We start from the raw sequence: 20,088 nt of genomic DNA, 5'->3' as shown, positions 1-20,088 counted from the left end.
TTAAACCGATGGTTTGGGATTCAGTTCTAACTTACCTTCGAGGTGTACATCATGCGGAGCCTCTGGCGGTAAAATACCTTCATTAGTGAAGCGATCCCATAAGCTAAATAAAAATTGCGAACGTACACCAGAACGGGAGCTAATATGATTCAAATCAACATAATATTCAACTTTAAACTCTAACAAAACCTTATCAATTTCTTTAAAATATACCTCTGGTTTAGGATTTGTTAAAATTTTGGGTATTGTCGCTAGTACTTCTAAAATAATATCTTTTATACGTTGCGGATTATCTTTTCTATTCGTTCTAATAGTTACTAAAGCGCGTACTACACTATCGCGGTGCGTCCAATTAATAAAATTTTTGCTAAAAATATCCGCATTAGGAACTAATAATTCTTGGCGATCATCCGTTGTCACGGTAATCGAACGAGCTCCAATATGTGATACTTGGCCATCATAATTACCAACGGTAACCCAATCTCCAACCTTAACAGGTCTTTCAAGCAGTAAAAAAATTCCGGTAAAGAAATTATTAAACAAATCTCTTAATCCTAATCCCACACCCAAGGAAAAAAGACCTAAAATAACGGATATATTTCCCCAATTTAAGCCTAAAATATTTAAGCCAATCGTAATTCCAATAGCAATAAGCGTGTAATGAGTAAAAATTGCTAAGCTATTGCGTAAACCTAAATCTTTGGTATGTGCAAACAGCCACCGATAAGCAAATTCTCTAGACCAGTGGGCTATCCAAATTAAAATTACTATTAGCACGGCTAATTGTAAAATCGTTAAGCCCGTTACCGTTGCTGTACTGGCTATAACAAATAATTTCATAGAGAGTAACTTTGCTAAGCTAGTATTCAATAAAGGAACACGATCACCCCAGCCATAAAGTTCGAATAGGCCCATTATTGATAAAATTAATAATGCTAATTTTAAAATTTGATGAAATGGTTTTAATAGAGCCTGGCTCCACAACCAACCATTTCTGAAATGACGAATACATTGCTCCGACGCCCAACGGATTAACTCATCTAAAAGTCCTCGAAGTAATAAATAAGCAGTCAAAGCAACCAAAAATAGACCTTGGTAGTGTGCGATGGCCCAAGCTAGTTCGACATATCCGACTAATCCTATTAAAGCATTGGTTAATAAACTAAATGGAATTAAGAAACTTAACCAGCGGATAACCCGCTTTAAATAAGCATGCTTGTTTTCTATATAAGGCTCTAACAATGTTGGAACAACTTCCCAACTCTTCATCAAGACTAAAGCTACGATAAGTAGAAACAACATGAATAAACGGCCAAACAAATCCTGAACTTCGTAATTAACGGGTAATTGATTAACTAAAATAGTTGCTAAAGTCACTATACCGCCGATCAATAATGTGGTCCGTAAACGATAATAAAGCTTGACATCATGACCACTTTCATCCGTGGTATTTTCAAGCAATAAAATATGGGCGAGCTGAATAACAATACTAAATATCAAACAAACAATGCCCATACTAATTATCAAAGAAAATAATTTGATCGGAATATTTAATAAAAACAATAATCCTATTAAACCTGCCAATAACATAATTCCGGATAAATGACGCTGCAACAATTGCAATACCACTATTACTGTTTGCGCTGAAAAAAAACCTCTACTACGTTGCTGCAAACGCACTCTATCCACGGCCAAAAATCTTCTTAATTTTAACCAGGTAGCAAACCAGATAAGCGCACCGAGCAATACTATGAACCATTGCCAATTTGATACTAATTCTAATTTGTTAAAAACAGGCTCGTAAAGTCCTGCTAATTTATCTACGGTTAAGCGAGGAATTTGAAAAATGGTTTGGCCCAAACCGATCCAGGCATTCACATTCCAACCTGGCAAGGCTTGTCTATTTGCTAGTTGTAGTTTTAATTGTTTTGCTATAAGAACTTGTTGCGCATCGGCTTCTTTGGACAATTGTTGCATTTTTACCAACAAATTTTGATAGCCAAGAATAATTTCTCTTAATGGCGCTAATTTTGCCTGATCATTCGCAAAGTTAGGTTCTCTTTCTTGCAGATCTTTATTGATTAAATTCAAGTAATTTTTTAGAAATTTGACTTTATTATGAAATAAGTCAAGCGAAGTATTTATTTGCTCACTTAGATTCTCAATTTGATGTTGCAAATTACTCAGTGTACTTAAGGATAGTTTTTGATTAAATGCAGAACCTAAATCTTGTAATTTATTAGATATTTTAGCGGTGTTTAGCTCTGTCTCGAGTAAATTATTTTTTTCTTCCGCCTCAAATATATTAAACTCAATTTGATCATAAGAGTAATTATTGATGAACCCTGTTGTTTCGGCCTTTTTTAATTCTTCACTCCATTGTTTTAGGCGTTGCATCCAATTTTGTTGATCCAGTTGTAGACGCCCGGCTAATACATCCAGAGACTCTTGTCGATGGGTCTGTTGCTGTAATTGATAATTTCTCTGCAAACTTTGACGCCATTCTTCAGCAAAATTAATAGTTTGTTGCACCGTATCGCGCGAACGTTGCAAAACCTTGATGCGTTTTTGTTGTAAATTGAATAAATTTCGCCGCTCTTGCAAAGTTTGTTGTAATTGTGCCTGTTGCAGTTGAATTTCTTGGGAAATAGATAAACCTGGTGTTGAAATTTCCCATTGATCAGGCGTGTTGCGAATAGAATCTTGAATCAAATCGGTAGATTGTTGGGTTGTTTTTAGGCTTAAGCTGATACTTTCTAAATCAGCTTTTGCCATGGCAATCAATAAATCCAGATGCGCCAGAGATTGTTTGTTAATAATAGGTGAAGCAACCTTCTGTTCATTACGCCATCCCTCTAACTTTCTTTTAAGTAAATCACTACGCGTTTGCTCAGCGATTAATTGTTGCTGAGTCAAATTCACTAAAGGAGATTCATTAATCTCAGCAAAAGCTGAGGAATAAAAACCGCCCAATAAAATAACTAAAAAAACAAATAGCTTGTACAAACTATGCCTCAGGGTAAAGGTAAAGGTTGCTCAGTTACGTTTATAACGTCCTTTGAGGAAGAGCGCCATTTCATCCAAACATAAACAGGCGCGCTACTAAGTAATAATAATGTCCCATAAAACACCGTTTCTTTACCAGAACCTATGATAACCCAAAAAGAGTAGATTCCAGCTAAAATTGCTATCAGGACCGAACCAAATAATTTTCTACCTTTTTTAAAAAGTCCAGGATATTTAAAAAAGATAACCAACTCAGACATCGTAGTTAAAAAATACGGAATCAGCGAGGCTAAAGTTGCTAATAAGATAATAATTGTAAATTGTTTAACCAAACTATGATTTAAGGTCATCAGCAATAATAATGAAATTAAAACACTAGAAATAACTAAACCTACAATAGGTGTCCCATTTTCTGTTTTTTTTAAAAAAATACTCGGAAAAAGTTTATCTTGGGCTGCCGCTAATGGAATTTGACCCTGAAGTAAAATCCAACCATTCAAAGCACCTAAACAAGAAATAACTGCTCCAATAGCCACTAAAGTACTTCCTATAGGGCCAAACATGATATTTGCAGCATCAGCATAGGGAGCATTGGAATGCGCAAGCTCTGTTAACGGCATAACCCCCATCACTGCAATGCTACTCAATATATAAACAACTGTGGCTATGATTACTCCCAAAATAGTGGCTTTAGGGATAGTTCGGGTAGGGTTATCTACATGCCCGGCGGGAACCGAAGCCGATTCTAAACCGATAAAAGACCACAAAGTTAAGGTCGCCGCGCCACTAAATGCACTTAAGTTAGATTTACCAGATAAATTGAATGCGCTCAAAAAATGCGGATGAATATAAAAAATACCGACAAAGGCAATAAGTAATAAAGGGATTAATTTTAGGATGGTTGTCAATAACTGAAAAATGCCCGCATGCCGAACCCCTAGAATATTGATAAATGTCATCAACCAAACCAAACTAATACTTACCAAACAAGACCATAGCGCATTTTTAGCTAGTACTGGCCAAAAAAAGCTTAAATAACCTGTTAAAGCAACAACTATTGCAGCATTGCCTACCCACAGTGCAATCCAATAATTATAAGCCATCTGAAATCCAACAAAATCACCAAATGCCTCTCGACAATAGGCATAAGGTCCTCCTATAAGGGGCATCACATTAGCTAGCTTAGCAAATACTAACGCTATTAACAAAGCGCCCAATGCCGTAGCAATCCAAGAGAGTAAGCTAATACTGCCATAGGCGGCCAAGGAGGCAGGTAGTAAAAATATTCCTGAGCCTATCATATTGCCGGTAACTAGAGCGGTTAACATCCACAGCCCCAATTTTTGTTGTTTCATGTTTTTGGACATTTTGAATCTAACCTCTGAGTTTTGCGCAGAATAAAACGCTATGTCATTATACCCATCTCATATCTTAATGCGAAAAGTTTTATGTCAAAAATTCCCGGCCTTTATGTAGTTGCCACGCCTATAGGCAATCTGGAAGACTTTAGCGCCAGAGCAATAGAAACTTTACAAAGTGTTAATCAAATTGCCGCGGAAGATACTCGACATAGTCAAAAATTACTTAAGCATTTTGCTATTACCACACCATTAATTTCATTACATGACCATAACGAAACGGTTTGCAGCAAAATTCTTTTAGATTGTCTAAAAAAAAATCAATCTATCGCCTTAATTAGTGATGCAGGAACTCCTTTGATTAACGACCCGGGTTACCGTTTAGTTAAATTAGCTCACCAACATGGAATTCCAGTTATTCCTATTCCTGGTCCCTGTGCGTTGATAACTGCTTTATGCGCCTCGGGTTTAGCCTGTGATAGATTTATTTTTGAAGGATTCCTACCTGGAAAAAATGTCGCTCGACAAAAAAAATTACTAGAATTCCTATATGAAACACGGACAATTATATTTTATGAAGCACCACATCGTATTCTAGAGTTAATAAATGATATGCTTGATGTTTTTGGACCCAAACGTTACGTAGTTTTGGCCAGAGAATTAACAAAAACCTTTGAAACTATTCATGGAGATAATTTAGAACAATTGAAAAATTGGCTGAACTCAGATAAAAACCAACAAAAAGGCGAGTTCGTCGTCCTAGTGGAAGGAGCGGAATATCTAAGTCCCTATGAAATAGACGCACAGCGAATTTTAGGGGTTCTATTAGATGAATTGCCGATTAAGCAAGCAACCTCGCTAGCTGCTAAAATAACTCATGAGAAAAAAAATAAATTATACGCTTTGGCGTTAGCTATAACGGGTAAATAACATGAATGATGATACTTTAGAAATCTTTCAACGAGGAACTACTGAAATCCTTGTCCTTGATGAATTAAAACGTAAATTAGAAGAAAATAGACCTTTACGCATTAAAGCAGGTTTTGATCCAACAGCTCCCGATCTACATCTCGGCCATACTGTACTTATCAACAAATTGCGCCAATTACAAATGTTAGGTCATGAAATTGATATTATCATTGGTGACTTTACTGCGCTCATTGGTGACCCCTCAGGCAAAAATGCTACTCGCCCTGCTTTAAGCGTCGATGAAGTTGCAGCTAACACCAAAACCTATCAGCAACAATTTAATAAAATATTAGATCCTAAAAAAACTCATTTGCGATTTAATTCAGAATGGTTAGGAAAATTATCCGTTACCGATCTAATTAAACTAGCCTCCTCTTATACTGTAGCAAGAATGCTAGAACGAGATGATTTTCATCAACGTTACCGCCAGCACCAAGCTATTGCCATCCATGAGTTTTTATATCCTTTACTTCAGGGCTATGATTCTGTCGTATTAAAAACAGATATAGAATGTGGAGGCAACGATCAAAAATTTAATTTATTACTGGGAAGAGAATTACAAAAACATTTTAAACAAACACCACAGATAATTTTAACCATGCCTTTGTTAGAAGGTTTAGATGGCGTCCAAAAAATGTCTAAATCTTTGAATAATTATATTGCTATCGATGAGCCGGCAAACGATATGTTCGGAAAAATTATGTCAATTTCTGACGAGTTGATGTGGCGTTATTTTGAGTTACTATCATTCAAAAAATCTTTAAATGACATTAAATCGATGCAACAAGAGGCCGCTCAAGGAATAGTCAACCCGCGTGATTTTAAAATTGAATTAGCCTTAGAAATTATTGAGCGTTTTCACACCAAAACAGATGCTGAAAAAGCGTTACAGGAATTTCAACATCGGTTTAGAGATGGTGCTATCCCTTCAGAAATTAAAGAATTGAATATAGGCATATCTGGAGAGAATATATCGATTGCGAACTTATTAAAGCAAGCAGGTTTAGTTACAAGTACGTCAGAGGCATTGCGATCAATTGAGGCAGGCGCTGTTAAAATAGACTCGGTAAAAATTGAAGATAAGAAGTTATTAATTAAACCGGGCACTAGCCATATTTACCAAGTTGGGAAAAGACGCTTTGCTAAAGTCACTATTAAAAAAAACTAATCTCTACTCACGCCTGCTAATTCCAAGCGTTGTAGGTAATGCCTCCAATATTCGGCATGGTGCTTGGATAAGTCATATAATGTTTCCCAACTATAGATTCCTGACTGATGATTATCATCAAAGATCAATCTGATAGCGTAATGACCGACTGATTCTATGTTGATAATATTCACATTTTTTTTGCCGCTAACTAATTTTCCTTCGCCATGTCCATGTCCCTTAACTTCTGCAGAAGGGGAAAAGACTCTCAAGTATTCACAGGACAGGCTAAATTTCTCACCATTATCAAACAGAATTTCTAATATTCGGGTTTTCTGTAGAAGTTTTATATCGCTAGGAGTAGGAAGCATGTTATAAAATAAAATGACTGGTATCTTGATCTTGCGCTAAGGGGGTTAGATGTTTATCTACATAATTAATATCAATATTTACCTTTTTATCCGTATAATCTGTCGCTTCAAAAGATATTTCTTCCAATAATCGTTCCATCACCGTATATAAACGACGGGCGCCAATATTCTCAGTCTTTTCATTGAGATCATAGGCAATTTCAGCAATACGTTGTATGGCAAGCTTATCGAAATTTAATTCTAGTTCTTCAGTCCCCAATAAGGCCTGATATTGCACGATTAAAGATGCTTGCGGTTCCACTAAAATACGTTCAAAATCTTTCGCCGTTAATGCTTTTAGTTCAACTCGAATGGGCAAACGACCTTGTAATTCAGGAACTAAATCGGATGGTTTTGATAAATGAAATGCGCCGGCTGCAATAAACAAGATATGATCGGTTCGGACCATGCCATATTTTGTTGAAACAGTACAACCCTCGATTAAAGGTAACAAATCTCGTTGTACTCCTTCACGAGAAACGTCTGCACCGCTCATTTCACCTCGACGACATACCTTATCAATTTCATCGATGAATACTATTCCGTATTGTTCTACCCACTCTATCGCTTTACGCTTCAGATCTTCTTCATCAAGTAATTTACCTGCTTCTTCTTTTTGGATCACCGCTAATGCATCTTTTACTTTCATACGACGCGTACGTGTACGCGCTGTACCAATATTTTGCAGCATATTTTGCAGCTGGTTGGTCATATCTTCCATACCGGGAGGTCCCATGATCTCAACCCCGGCTGGTAATGCAGCTACCTCCACATCGATTTCTTTATCATCTAAGAGTCCTGCTCGCAATTGCTTGCGAAAAACATTTCTTGCTATGGATTTTTCTTTATTTTTCAGCTCATCTGCTTCTTCACCTTTTGCGGGACGTGCATGAGGAACAAAACTATCAATAATTTTGCTTTCCGCCGCCTCTAGAACCTGAGGCTGAAGGCGAGTAATCTCTTCTTCACGTAAAAATTTAAATGCGGAATCTACCAAATCTCTAGGTATAGAATCTACATCGCGCCCAATGTAACCTACCTCAGTAAATTTGGTGGCTTCTATTTTTATAAAGGGACAGCCTGTGATTTTAGCCGCGCGACGACCAATCTCAGTTTTGCCCACACCAGAAGGGCCTATCATCAGTATATTTTTGGGCGTCACCTCATCTCTTAACAAAGGATCAAGTAACATACGACGTTTACGATTGCGTAGAGCGATCGCAATAGCGCGTTTAGCTTCATTTTGCCCAATAATAAAACGATCGAGCTCATGGACTATCTGCTTAGGTGTCAAATCAATTTTTGTCAGATAGTCCACGCCAACCAATAATGCCTCAAAACCATCGTCAGACTGCTTAGTGATTTCTTCTGAAAAATTAGCATCCATCATAGTTAGCTCAGAAACTTGAGTGGTTTCATCGGTAGGTATATCAATTAAATCGAACGAATTAGTTGTCATTATTAAATAAGTAATTAGTTTATAGTTAGTTTACTATTTTTTATTGTGCACAGAATCAATTTCTTCAATGGTACGTTGATGATTCGTGAAAACACAAATATCAGCTGCAATGATTAAACTTTTCTCAACGATACTACGGGCATTTAATTTAGTATTTTGAAATAATGCTAGTGCCGCTGATTGTGCATAAGCTCCGCCGGAGCCTATAGCAATTAAATCATGTTCTGGCTCAATTACATCACCATTTCCACTTAGCATAAACGATTTTTGTTTATCAGCAACCAAAAGCATTGCTTCTAAACGCCTTAAAACTCGATCAGAACGCCAATCCCTTGCAAGTTCAACTGAAGCTCGGTCTAGTTGCCCATTACATTCTTTTAGCTTGTTTTCAAAGCGCTCTATTAATGTAAACGCATCAGCCGTTGCGCCTGCAAATCCGACTAATACTTGATAAGTTTTTAATTTTCGGACCTTGCGTGCATTTCCCTTTAAAACAATCGCATTGCCCAATGTCACCTGACCATCTCCACCGATGACGACTTTATCGTTACGCCGAACTAATAATATTGTTGTACCATGTAAAGATTGCACTATTCACCCTTTATTATAGGACTTTAAACTAACACTATGGTGGCTAACTTAATATTTTCAAGGGCCCTAAATAATACACGCCCCCGGTTAAGGGTTAATTTTAATCAAACTGGCTGCTAATCCGGCTGCATTTAATCGTTTCTTTTCCTGACTAAGCTTATTTAAGTCTGAGGGTCCCATGACGATCTGATATATTGGCTTTCCATTAACCAAATTAACCTTTTTTTGCACAGGAAATCCCTTCAGCAAGGCTTGAGCTTGCAACTGTTCTGCATGAGCTCGATCAGTAAAATTGCCTAACACAAGCATATAAACTTCATTATTAAATTGGCCCATTTCTTCTTCTAACTGTTTTTTAGCCTCAGCAATAGCTACTTGTTCTGGAGCCGGACTTAACATTGCATCTATGGGTGTATGTCCAGAAGCAGGATGAATAGATGTACTCATATCATTGGACAAAGCAATTTCCTTCATCGCTGAATCAACATGTGAAGATAAATTCGAATTTTCCTGAGGCAGAATATTATAGAAATCAAATTTAGGTTCTGGCGATTGAGGTGCGGGTACTTCGATATTCTTTTTATTTATTATCTTTTCGGCAGACTGAATAGGTTTTCCTTTATGAATAGATTTGAGAAAAAATAAACCAAAAATAAATAAAGCGACTGAAATTCCTAGCATCACCCAAATATAACGGTGGTTTTTACGCCTAGGGGTGAGATATTTATATTTTGTATATTTCTTTGCATAATCTTTAGCCATTACATTACTTCCAAAGTCTCTACACCTAATAGGCTTAGGCCATTTTTAATTACTTGTGCAATTGCAACAATTAAATTGAGTCGTGCATTTCGCAAATGATCATCCTCTATCAGAAAAACAAATGAATTATAATAAACATGAAAGCCTTGCGCTAAATCTCTCAAATAGTGTGCAATGATATGCGGCTCGTAAGAAATAGCTGCTAATTCTAATATTTCTGGATAACGATTTAGTAAAACTAATAAATCTTGTTCTTGCACTTCCTTTAATTCTTTATGCGCGGTTATCCCTGAGGATTTATCCCATGTCCGCTGTTTTGCAGTAAGTTGACGCATGACACTACATATTCGTGCATAAGCATATTGTACATAATAGACAGGATTAGCGTTCGACTGTTCCTTAGCAAGCTCTAGATCGAAATCCATATGTTGATCTGCACGTCGGAGTACATAAAAAAACCGCGTCGCATCAGTTCCTACTTCTTCTCGGAGCTCTCGCAAAGTAATAAACTCTCCGCTACGAGTCGACATCTGAAGTTTTTTATCCCCGCGATAAAGAATAGCAAACTGTACTAACAAGGCTTTTAAACTATCCGCAGAGAAACCTAAGGCTTGGATAACCGCGCGGATTCGAGGCACATAGCCATGATGATCTGAACCCAATACATTAATTATTTTTTTAAATCCGCGTTTTTCTAAGATACACAGCCGATAAGCAGCATCTGCCGCAAAGTAGGTGGGCTGTCCATTTTCGCGTAGCAATACCCGATCTTTATCATCACCAAATTCTGTTGATTTAAACCATAAAGCTCCATTAGCTGCATAGGTTTTTCCACTCTCTGTTAAACGCTTTATAGTTTTATTGACGAATTCGGTCCTAAACAAACTGTTTTCTGAAAACCATTCATCAAAATTTACTCTAAATGCACTCAGATCTTCTTTAATATCGATTAAAATAGAGTTTAAGCCCGCCTCAAATATCTTTTCATACTCAGCCGGACCTAATAAACTCTTAGCTTTGGCGATAAGACCATCAATATGATGCTCCTTGTTACCGCCTTGTGGTTCGTCAAAAGGAACATCTTTAAATGCTAATTCAGCGGATTGGAAAAAATGCTTTTCATATTCTGAAAAAATTTGTTCTGCAATCTTATAAACATAGCTTCCTCGATAGGCATTGCTAGGGAAAATAAATTTTTCGCCGCAAATCTCTAAATAACGCAACCAAACGCTAGTTGCCAAAATATCCATTTGCCTTCCGGCATCGTTGATATAATATTCTGCGCAAACTTGATAGCCTACCGCTCGCAATAATCTCACTAAAGAATCACCATATGCCGCCCCCCGACCATGGCCTACATGCAAAGGGCCTGTGGGATTAGCCGAAACAAACTCAACCAAAACAGGCTCATTATTGCCTAAATTTGAAACCCCAAATTGTTCTGTCTGGTTTAAAATTTCTTCGATAACTGGCAACCAAAAAGATTTTTTTAAAAAGAAATTAATAAACCCTGGCTTTGCTATTTCAATTTTTTCTAGTTTAGAGTTTTCTGAGGAACAATCTATATTCGATTTTATTTTTTCAGCTAATTGCAAGGGAGATATCTGTAACTTCTTCGCAAGAACTAAAGCAATATTACTAGAAAAATCGCCATGTGATTTTTCTCTCGCATAATCAACTTGGATAGACATCGAAGAAGGTAAGGACAATTCGCCCATGCTTAACAAAGCGTGTTTGATTTCTTGTTGCACTATGCGCTTCATAAATATTAATTAACAGGTTAGAAGGTCGAGATTATAGCGCAATACGCTTTAGGAAAAATATAGCCAATAAGCTGATATGTGCATTGTACACTTCAAGATGGGGTCGGGCATCTTGAAGTACCGTTATCACAATGAAGATTTTCAAGAAAGAAGCCTGATTCTCTTCTTGGATGGCTATGCCACATGGCTTAAATGCTTAATCTTTACTGGTAAATAGCCTCGGACGAGGTTAATATCCCATGAAAATAATAATAAGAGCATAAGCCCATGAAAATAATCGACTATTGTTTGTTTATCAGTCTGTGCCTTTTTAGCCTAATTGGACACGCACAATTACCCCCTCATAGGACACCCATAATAAGTAAGAATATCTCGATTAATAATTTCGATAGTTTAAATATCCAGGGGCCGGTTAATGTTTATATCGATGCCACCCAAACCCGTACTTCCTTACAAATTCTGGGCGATCCAAAAAGAGTCTTTGCCGTCACATGCAACCAAAAAAATCATATACTCTATCTTGGCACAAAATCAGTTTTTAACTCCGCGCCTGGTGAAAGATTAACGATTCGAGTCAATACATCTCCTGCGCAAATTAAACAAATCCAGTTTGATAGTAACGCTACGTTGTTCGGTAAGGGACTAACGGGGTCCTTAACTCTACGCGCACAAGGTACAGGTCAAATTAATCTTTACACCAACAAATTAAATCTAAAATCTCTTTATAGTAATGGTAATGCAAGTGTAATATTTCATAATATACTTAGCTCAAGTCTACAAATAGAAACGCATAATTCTCATAATGTTGTGATTCAAGGCATCGTTTCGTTAAATAAGGTTAATTGTACCGGAAATGGAAATTTGCTGGTTTATTGGGTTAATAGTCCTTACTTAAGAATAGAGGCTAATGGTAAGGGAAAAATTAGCTTAGCGGGAGCTGTGAAAACCTTAGATATCGATTTATCACAAGATATTCGATTGTTTGCCCAACATCTGCGCGCCCAGCAAGGATTTGTAAAAACTGAAAAACACGCCCAAGCAACCGTTAATGCCAGAAATACACTGAGAGCGTTTGCACAGGACAATAGCGTGATTTATTATTCGACTCCGATAAATTTTATAAACAAATACTCTGAGGGTAGCGGCTTGGTACTGAATAAAAATTAAATTAATTTTTTACCAGGATAATCTCCACGCGTCGATTAAAACTACTTGCTTTAACGTTTCGATTACTCGCAATAAAGTCATGTCTGCCGTATCCAATTGTGCGCAGACGTTGCGAACCTATTCCATGTGACCATAAAAAACTAGTTATTACTTCTGCTTGATCTTGTGTAATAACAGTTGCGGTTTGGGGATCATAAAGATCGTCGCTATACCCCACTACTTGAATGAGGCCATCCCCATAAGACTTTATAAGTTTTATGGTTGAACTAAGCTGCTGAGCGCAGTTGGGCGTTAATTTCCCATTTGGCCTAAAACAAACATCGCTATAGGCAATAACTCTGAGTCGATCAGCAGCTTGGATTACTTGTATGACAGGGGGTGGCAACTCCTTTTTTTTCTTTGTGCTCATTGCCGTTTTTTTCTCAACGGAAGCTTTATCCAAGGATTGATTAGATGCACAGCTGGCCGTAGCAAGCCAAGCGCTTATCATTAATACACAATAAAAAAACAGCGAGATTGTTTTCATGATTTTCCCATCTTATTCTAGAATGGAGGCTCTAAGCTCTCTTGCGTAACCTAGCATAATAAAAGCCATCAGGTCCATGAATTTGGGGAAGAATTTGCCTCCCTACTGGACAAGCTATCCCCCATTTTTCGTCGATAAGCTCTTCTTTTGCGTCTAAGTAGCGAGATAAAAAACCTAGCAAAACCTCGCTATTTTCCTCAGGCAATACAGAACAAGTTACATATAATAAGATACCATTTGGCTTTAGTAGTCCCCAAAGACTCGATAGCAATTGATATTGCTGCTCAGCTAATTTAGGAATGTCTTCTTCTCGACGTAATAATTTAATATCCGGGTGCTTACGAATAACGCCGGTCCCAGAACAAGGTGTATCCAATAATATTCTATCAAATAAATCTTCTTTCCAAGTGCTTTTGAGATCCTCTGCTTTTGCGCAGAGCAACTGCACTTTCGTATCTGCCAATCTTAAACGATTCAGATTATCCTCAACCTTATTTAAGCGGATTGCATCGTGGTCCACAGCTACACAACTTACTAAATCTGCCTGTGTTTCCAAAATGTGCATGGTTTTTCCTCCCGGCGCCGCACAAGCATCCAATACTCGCTGCCCAGGCTCTAACATCAATAAGGACGCAGCCAATTGTGCCGCTGTATCTTGTATAGAAACTTCTCCCCCCATAAAACCTGGTAGTTTAAGTACTGGGTAAGATTCATCAAGTACAATTCCTGCTTGACTCAATTCGCTTAAAGTTGCAGTTATACCGTTATCTTTTAACTTTTGTGCGTAATCCTTGCGTGTCATTTTCAAAAGATTAACTCGTAGACTCATAGGGGGTAAATGATTATTGGCGGCTATAATTGCTTGCCATTCATTTGGCCATGCTTGTTGTAACTTTTTTATTAGCCAATCAGGGTGTGCAAAATGACTATCTCTAGGTAATTTCTTTAATAAACTATCTTTTTGTCGTTGAAACGAGCGTAATACCCCATTAATTAATGGCACTGCCCATACCTTATGCAGTTCTCTCGCGGCTTGAACCGTTTCATGGACGGCCGCATGCGGGGATGTTCTTAAGTAGTTAAGCTGGTAAAGACCTATTAACAATAACGCATAAACATCTTGGTCGTTGGCATTAAGCGGTTTTTTTAATAAATAGGAACAAAGCTGTTTCAATGGCGCATACCAACGTATTACGCCATAACACAATTCTTGAATAAATGATCTATCGCGCGATTCAATGCTAACATTTACGCCAGCTGCTAAAGCATCCTTAAGCGATATTTTTTCTTTTAAAACACGAGAAATGATTTGTGCGGCTATTGCCCGGGAGTTAGACATACATTCGATCTAAAATTGCTCCTACATGGAATAACTCCGATTTACCATGGATAAAGCTTGAAATCGGTAAGCATCTGCCTCCCGGCCATTGCACTTCTAATAAACGTAAAACACCCTTTCCTGTGGCCACATCTATACCTTCGCGGTCAGCTTTTAAGATTAAACCCGGCTTTTCAGAAGTGGTTTCATCGAGTACTTCTGCTTTACAAATACGCAGTATAGATTTTCCTAATACCACGCGTGCAATTGGTTTAGGATGAAAAGCACGAACCATTCTATCTAAGTAAACCGCGGACTTCTCCCAGTCTATTTCTGCTTCCGACTTATTAATTTTTTTTGCATAAGTACTGTTCTTTTCGTTCTGCGGTTCTGAACGATAGGAACCGCTTTCAATGTCACTTAAACTTTCTAGTAAGGCCCGAGCGCCTAAATCAGCTAATCGATCTTGTAAGGTTTTATTTGTATCATTCGGTTCTATAGTGCATGAAAACTTCTTTATCATTTCACCCGTATCCAGACCTTCATCCATATGCATAATGGTCACACCGGTTTCTTGATCACCCTCTAAAATCGCTCGTTGAATAGGTGCAGCTCCTCGCCAGCGAGGTAATAAAGATGCGTGAACATTGATACAACCAAAACGAGGTATGCTTAATACTGCCGGTGGAAGAATAAGACCATAGGCGACTACCACCATTAAATCTGCGTGAAAGACAGCTAGTTTTTTTTGTTCACTGGCGTCACGCAAACTGGCGGGTTGGTAAACAAGAAGTTTATTCTCTAATGCCAGCTTCTTAACCGGACTCATTAATAATTTTCGACCCCTTCCCGCTGGGCGATCAGGCTGTGTATAAACCGCACATATTTTATGGTTAGAGCCTAGCAAAGCTTGTAAGCTGGGTAAAGCGAATTCAGGCGTCCCTGCAAAAATCAGTTTCAAAACTTACTCCTTTTCTTGATTTTATCGAGTTTTTTACGCGCTAATTGACGTTTAAGTGGAGATAAATGATCTAAAAATAACGTACCGTTGAGATGGTCTACTTCATGTTGTATACAATGCGCAAATAAATCTTCTGCTTCAATTTCATAAGGGTTTCCATGCCGGTCTAAAGCTTGTAATTTAACCCACAGTGCCCGCGGCGCTTTATCATAAACCCCTGGCACTGACAAACAACCTTCTTCCATTAATTCCTCACCTTTTTTTTCAACAATGACTGGATTTATTAAACACCAGGTTTTCGATTTATTATTAGAAACATCAATAACCGCTAATTTTTTGCTAATTGCAATTTGTGGAGCAGCTAAGCCTATGCCTTTAGCAGCGTACATCGTCTCAAACATATCATCAATTAACTGTTGCAAACTTTCATCAAAAACAGTAACTGGGACTGTAGGCGCACGTAATCGTACATCTGGAAGCTGGATAATAGGATGAATAGCCATATGTTTATCTTCTTTTACTCATCAAAATCAAAGGTAAATAGGATACTTGTTCGTATATTATACTAAATCTAGCGTCTGACAGTTTAGCGGCCAATTTTCCTAGCTTTAATTGGTTTAGTCAATCACTCTTTTTTGAAATTATTAGTGATTTTTGCTAAGAAAAAGCCTCGATTAGCAGTAAAATTCTTCAAATAGCTTAAAATTTATAGCAATACTGCTTGTAGTCAAATGGCCTGATAGGCATAAGACCTAATTTATGCTACCGTGCTGGAAGGTAAAATAGTAGATGATCGACGCTGGAGACGGATTTTTTAGCTTATTGTAACTATTTTTTGCTGTTATTTTATTTAGCCTCGACTTAATCGACAAGGAGGTCTTTATAACTAAATAGTGATGAAAAAAAATATTTTTCCTTTCCTACCCGACGAAAATCTCTTATCTGACATCGAATGCTTACTTAAATTCATTAAACAGCCACTCCCATTAGATAAGTTTTTCGAAAAATTTCCCCAAGGTTTTCTAGATGCTAAATTAGAGCAGCTAGAATTTAAATCAGAAAATCGTAGAAGTACTGAATATTTTGTTATTGCGTTTAAAGCTAAAAATAAAACAAATACCGTTGAACTTACTAATAATGATTTGAGCTGTCTGGGCATTACTATCACCGATCCCAACCATCTCATTAATCCACTTATTGATCATCAAAAAACTTTTCTGGCTTTAAAGCTAAAAGATGCATTAACTAAGCTTATAACTAAAAGTAATAATAAAAATAGCCAAATAAAAATTGACGAAATCATAAATATCTTAAAAAATACCGCTTTAAATCATCGTGATAATAAAAATAAACAGATCGAGATAAATCTTTTTTTTAAATTTTTAAAAAAATTAATTGTACAACAAAATGATAATTTCTCTTTTCCTATTCAACCTCAAACTTTAACAGACTTTGCTAGTGCTAAGATAATTGACTGGCTTATTTCTGAGGATGAGAAAAGTAATGTTTTAGGTAAAAGAGCATGTTGTTCTAAAAAACATGATGAAATCTCTGCTTTAATTACTAAATTAGATTCTTTTATCGATACTAAATATTTAGCAATGAAGTTGAACCAACTAAATAATCAATGTCTACAACAATTATTAAATATAAACACAAATGAAGAAGCTAAAAAAGTTATAGCAGTTATTGAAAATTTTCAATGTAAAGCGCAAGAAGCTATAAATGATTATAGACAAAATAACTCTCTAAGCTTAGAGCAGCTTAATATTCTGCATAAAATATTAAATGTGATAGCTAAGTTAATCCCAAGGTTTATTGTTCCAAAAAACACAAGAGTCGGTTTTTTTCAGCAATATACTCCACAAAATAAACTACTAGTTAAATTAGAAGAAACTATTCAACAACCAAAAATATAAAAATTTTATGTGTATATTAATGCGGAATAAAAAAACGTAATAGCTTAGAAACCACGATAATAGTCGTCACGCCGGCTATATATAAGCCGATAAACCATAGCCATTGTCGTAAGCATTTTTTCATAGATCAATAATGGATAACTGTTTTTACTTTCCCTCTAAAAACATGATAAGAATAAAGCGTATAAATTAACAATATTGGCAATATAACGGCCGCACCGACTAAGATAAACTTTAATGTAGAGGGTGGGGCCGCTGCTTCCCAGACCGGAAGTACGTGCGGGATAATATAAGGCCATGCACTAATACAAAATCCGGTATACGATAAAACAAACAAGCCTATGGTTAAAATAAAAGGTAATCTTTCTTTTTTCTGATGTAGACAATAAAAATTATAAAAGACTAGCAATATCGTTAAAATAGGCAAAGGAGACAAATAATAAAAGTTGGGTAATGAAAACCAACGCTGCATCACTTGTGGTTCAACAATCGGCGTCCAGATACTCACACTGACTAGAAAAAAAGCAACGAGTGGTAATAAAACTTTAGCTGCTTTATACATTCTCTCTTGCAACACTCCATCTGTTTTTATAATTAGCCATGTTGCTCCTAATAAAGCATAGCCGCAAACTACAGCAACCCCGGTAAAAATGCTAAAAGGCGTGAGCCAATGATATGCGGAATGTGATAAAGGTAGGTGGTTACCATATCCTTTTACAAACGTACCTAGAATGATACCTTGAATAAAAGCTGCCAATATTGACCCTGATGCAAAAGCAATATCCCAAATAAACTGACTTTTATGCGCCTTAAAACGAAACTCGAAAGCCACCCCACGAAAAATTAATGCCACTAATAAAATCATGATCGGCATATATAAAGTGGGTAACAAAATACCATACGCAATTGGAAAAGCGGCATATAAAGCCGCAGCGCCAAACACCAACCAAGTTTCATTTCCATCCCAGACAGGGACAACGGTGCTCATCATAATATCTCTATATTCACTTGACTTAATCCACGGAAATAAAATGCCTACTCCCAGATCAAAGCCATCCAACAACACATACATCATAATAATTAAAGAGATAATCGTGGCCCAGGTAAGAATTAAAAGCATCTATTTACCCTCTGGCGCTAAATATTTAAAGGGTATTTCAGTTATCACTTCCGTAACTGATTCATCGACTACCGGAGCAGTGGGTCCATTACGAATTAACTTAAAAAGATAAAATAGATAAAAAGTAAATATAATTCCATAAACAGTAACTAATAATGCTAAGGAAATAATTACCTGATGCAGTGGAACTATTGAAGCACCCTGGGAAGTGCTGATTAAATTATATACAATCCAAGGCTGCCGGCCAGATTCTGCTGTTACCCAACCTGCAATGGTACTCAGAAAACCTAAGGGTGCTATTAATATACATAAACGATAAAGCATATCGGAATTATAAAGTTTACCGCGCAATCTTTGCCACAAGGCATAAAGTGCAACGAAAAAGAATAAAAAGCCTATACCCACCATCACTCGAAACATCCAAAATGTAGCCCCCACCACGGGTCTTTCTGCACGCGGAACACTTTTTAGACCTATTAACTTACCATCCCAATGGTGGGTATTAATTAAGCTAGCAAGTTTTGGAATACTTATTTCATAGTAATTTTTTTCTTGCTTACTATTTGGAATCGCAAATAAAATCAAAGGAGCTCCATTTTGCGTTTTCCAATTAGCTTCTATTGCTGCAGTTTTAAGTGGTTGATATTCAAAAACTTTTAAGCCAACCATATCACCTAACAATATTTGTACAGGCGCTATCACCATGGCTGCGGCAAAAACAAACGAAAAACAAGGTTTAGCGATATCAAGATGTTTTCTCTTTAATAAATACCAGGCTGAGACGCCTGCGATGGCAAAACAAGTGGTTAACAATGACGCCATAACCATGTGCAGGAAACGAGAGACAGCAGACGGATTAAATACTACCGCCCACCAGCTATCTACCACATATTTACCGGCATCAATATGGAAGCCAGCAGGAGTCTGCATCCAAGAATTTGCAGATAAAATTCCTAAGGCAGAAAATAGCGTGCCTAAGGTCACTAACAAAGTCGCCAAATAATGCAATCTAGGACCGACTTTGTCCCAACCAAATAACATGACACCTAAAAATCCAGCTTCAAGGAAAAAAGCAGAGAGCACTTCATAGACAAAAAGTGCGCCTATGACACCGCCCGCTGTACTAATAAAAGGCCCGAAGTTAGTTCCTAACTCATAAGCCAAAACAATACCTGAAACTACACCCATACCAAAGGTAAGGGCAAAAATCTTGGTCCAAAATTGGCAAATTCTTAAATAAACAGGATTCCCAGTTTTTAACCAAAATCCTTCCATCACCGATAAAAAAACGGCTAAACCAATGTTGAGCGTAGGGAATAAAATATGAAAACCAATCGTAAATCCAAACTGAATGCGGGAAAGCAGTGTAGTATCGATAATCATAGCGCACTTACATAACGGAAAAATTGCTCTATAGTATACTCCAATTTCAGAAAAAACGAATCCTGTTGATTAATTGATGTATTAAATTTTTATACTCAGAAATATTTTAATGGAAATATACTCTTCGCACTTGAATTCTTGTGAGTGTAATATTTACCGAATTGAGTAATAAATTGAGAATAAAAACCAGTTTAAGTTAATGTTTACACATTAAATCGTCAATCACTGA

General features: G+C 37.0%; 17 protein-coding genes. 4 read left to right on the top strand and 13 right to left on the bottom strand.

The window, feature by feature from the left end; all coding sequences use genetic code 11:
- On the bottom strand, positions 1-3,006 hold the full coding sequence (locus AAHF87_RS05450) for a mechanosensitive ion channel domain-containing protein (protein ID WP_342147507.1): 3,006 nt from the start codon (positions 3,004-3,006) through the stop codon (positions 1-3).
- An 8-nt stretch (positions 3,007-3,014) separates the two neighbouring features.
- Positions 3,015-4,373, bottom strand: coding sequence for an amino acid permease (locus AAHF87_RS05445; RefSeq protein ID WP_342147506.1), 1,359 nt, complete (start codon positions 4,371-4,373; stop codon positions 3,015-3,017).
- 81 nt (positions 4,374-4,454) lie between these two features.
- Between AAHF87_RS05445 and rsmI the strand changes: the two genes are divergently transcribed.
- Both rsmI and tyrS read left to right on the top strand, forming a co-directional pair.
- Positions 4,455-5,294: a 16S rRNA (cytidine(1402)-2'-O)-methyltransferase gene (gene rsmI / locus AAHF87_RS05440; RefSeq protein WP_342147505.1), complete on the top strand. Its 840-nt coding sequence runs from the start codon at positions 4,455-4,457 to the stop codon at positions 5,292-5,294.
- 1 nt (position 5,295) lies between these two features.
- On the top strand, positions 5,296-6,501 hold the full coding sequence (tyrS, locus tag AAHF87_RS05435) for a tyrosine--tRNA ligase (protein ID WP_342147504.1): 1,206 nt from the start codon (positions 5,296-5,298) through the stop codon (positions 6,499-6,501).
- Here tyrS and AAHF87_RS05430 read toward each other — a convergent pair.
- The 5 genes from AAHF87_RS05430 to argS form a co-directional block, all read right to left on the bottom strand.
- Positions 6,498-6,851 (bottom strand): DUF971 domain-containing protein, encoded by a 354-nt coding sequence (locus AAHF87_RS05430; RefSeq protein WP_342147503.1) that lies wholly within the window; start codon positions 6,849-6,851, stop codon positions 6,498-6,500. The genes tyrS and AAHF87_RS05430 overlap by 4 nt on opposite strands.
- Before the next feature lies 1 nt (position 6,852).
- A complete protein-coding gene (gene hslU / locus AAHF87_RS05425; RefSeq protein WP_342147879.1) occupies positions 6,853-8,190 on the bottom strand; it encodes an ATP-dependent protease ATPase subunit HslU in 1,338 nt (445 codons plus the stop codon).
- A gap of 192 nt (positions 8,191-8,382) precedes the next feature.
- Entirely contained in the window at positions 8,383-8,940 is a 558-nt protein-coding gene (gene hslV / locus AAHF87_RS05420; protein ID WP_342147502.1) for an ATP-dependent protease subunit HslV, read from the bottom strand.
- An 87-nt stretch (positions 8,941-9,027) separates the two neighbouring features.
- The gene (locus AAHF87_RS05415) at positions 9,028-9,702 is read right to left on the bottom strand and encodes an SPOR domain-containing protein (protein WP_342147501.1); all 675 of its coding nucleotides are present in this window, start codon (positions 9,700-9,702) and stop codon (positions 9,028-9,030) included.
- On the bottom strand, positions 9,702-11,465 hold the full coding sequence (gene argS / locus AAHF87_RS05410) for an arginine--tRNA ligase (RefSeq protein WP_342147500.1): 1,764 nt from the start codon (positions 11,463-11,465) through the stop codon (positions 9,702-9,704). Before argS ends, AAHF87_RS05415 begins: the two co-directional genes overlap by 1 nt.
- A 267-nt stretch (positions 11,466-11,732) precedes the next feature.
- Between argS and AAHF87_RS05405 the strand changes: the two genes are divergently transcribed.
- Positions 11,733-12,632, top strand: coding sequence for a GIN domain-containing protein (locus AAHF87_RS05405; RefSeq protein WP_342147499.1), 900 nt, complete (start codon positions 11,733-11,735; stop codon positions 12,630-12,632).
- A 1-nt stretch (position 12,633) separates the two neighbouring features.
- Here AAHF87_RS05405 and AAHF87_RS05400 read toward each other — a convergent pair whose 3' ends face one another.
- Genes AAHF87_RS05400 through def form a run of 4 tightly spaced genes read right to left on the bottom strand, consistent with a single transcriptional unit; the run spans position 12,634 to position 15,940 of the window.
- A complete protein-coding gene (locus tag AAHF87_RS05400; protein ID WP_342147498.1) occupies positions 12,634-13,158 on the bottom strand; it encodes an OmpA family protein in 525 nt (174 codons plus the stop codon).
- Positions 13,159-13,189: 31 nt separating this feature from the next.
- Positions 13,190-14,497 (bottom strand): 16S rRNA (cytosine(967)-C(5))-methyltransferase RsmB, encoded by a 1,308-nt coding sequence (gene rsmB, locus AAHF87_RS05395; RefSeq protein ID WP_342147497.1) that lies wholly within the window; start codon positions 14,495-14,497, stop codon positions 13,190-13,192.
- Positions 14,490-15,437 carry a methionyl-tRNA formyltransferase gene (gene fmt, locus AAHF87_RS05390; RefSeq protein WP_342147496.1) on the bottom strand — a complete coding sequence of 316 codons (948 nt, stop codon included), beginning with the start codon at positions 15,435-15,437 and terminating at the stop codon, positions 14,490-14,492. Before fmt ends, rsmB begins: the two co-directional genes overlap by 8 nt.
- A complete protein-coding gene (def, locus tag AAHF87_RS05385) occupies positions 15,434-15,940 on the bottom strand; it encodes a peptide deformylase (RefSeq protein WP_342147495.1) in 507 nt (168 codons plus the stop codon). Before def ends, fmt begins: the two co-directional genes overlap by 4 nt.
- Before the next feature lie 393 nt (positions 15,941-16,333).
- Between def and AAHF87_RS05380 the strand changes: the two genes are divergently transcribed.
- Positions 16,334-17,356 (top strand): hypothetical protein, encoded by a 1,023-nt coding sequence (locus AAHF87_RS05380; RefSeq protein ID WP_342147494.1) that lies wholly within the window; start codon positions 16,334-16,336, stop codon positions 17,354-17,356.
- A 127-nt stretch (positions 17,357-17,483) separates the two neighbouring features.
- Here the strand turns inward: AAHF87_RS05380 and cydB are convergent, their stop codons facing one another.
- Together cydB and AAHF87_RS05370 are read right to left on the bottom strand one after the other, a co-directional pair.
- Positions 17,484-18,476, bottom strand: coding sequence for a cytochrome d ubiquinol oxidase subunit II (cydB, locus tag AAHF87_RS05375; RefSeq protein ID WP_342147493.1), 993 nt, complete (start codon positions 18,474-18,476; stop codon positions 17,484-17,486).
- Complete coding sequence (locus tag AAHF87_RS05370; protein ID WP_342147492.1) at positions 18,477-19,859, bottom strand: cytochrome ubiquinol oxidase subunit I; 1,383 nt, start codon at positions 19,857-19,859, stop codon at positions 18,477-18,479.
- Positions 19,860-20,088 lie beyond the last annotated feature (229 nt).

This window comes from Rickettsiella endosymbiont of Aleochara curtula, assembly GCF_964030935.1.
Taxonomy (GTDB): domain Bacteria; phylum Pseudomonadota; class Gammaproteobacteria; order Diplorickettsiales; family Diplorickettsiaceae; genus Aquirickettsiella.
The sequence above is the reverse complement of the archived record's forward strand: the minus strand, read 5'-3'. Positions and strand labels throughout refer to the sequence as shown.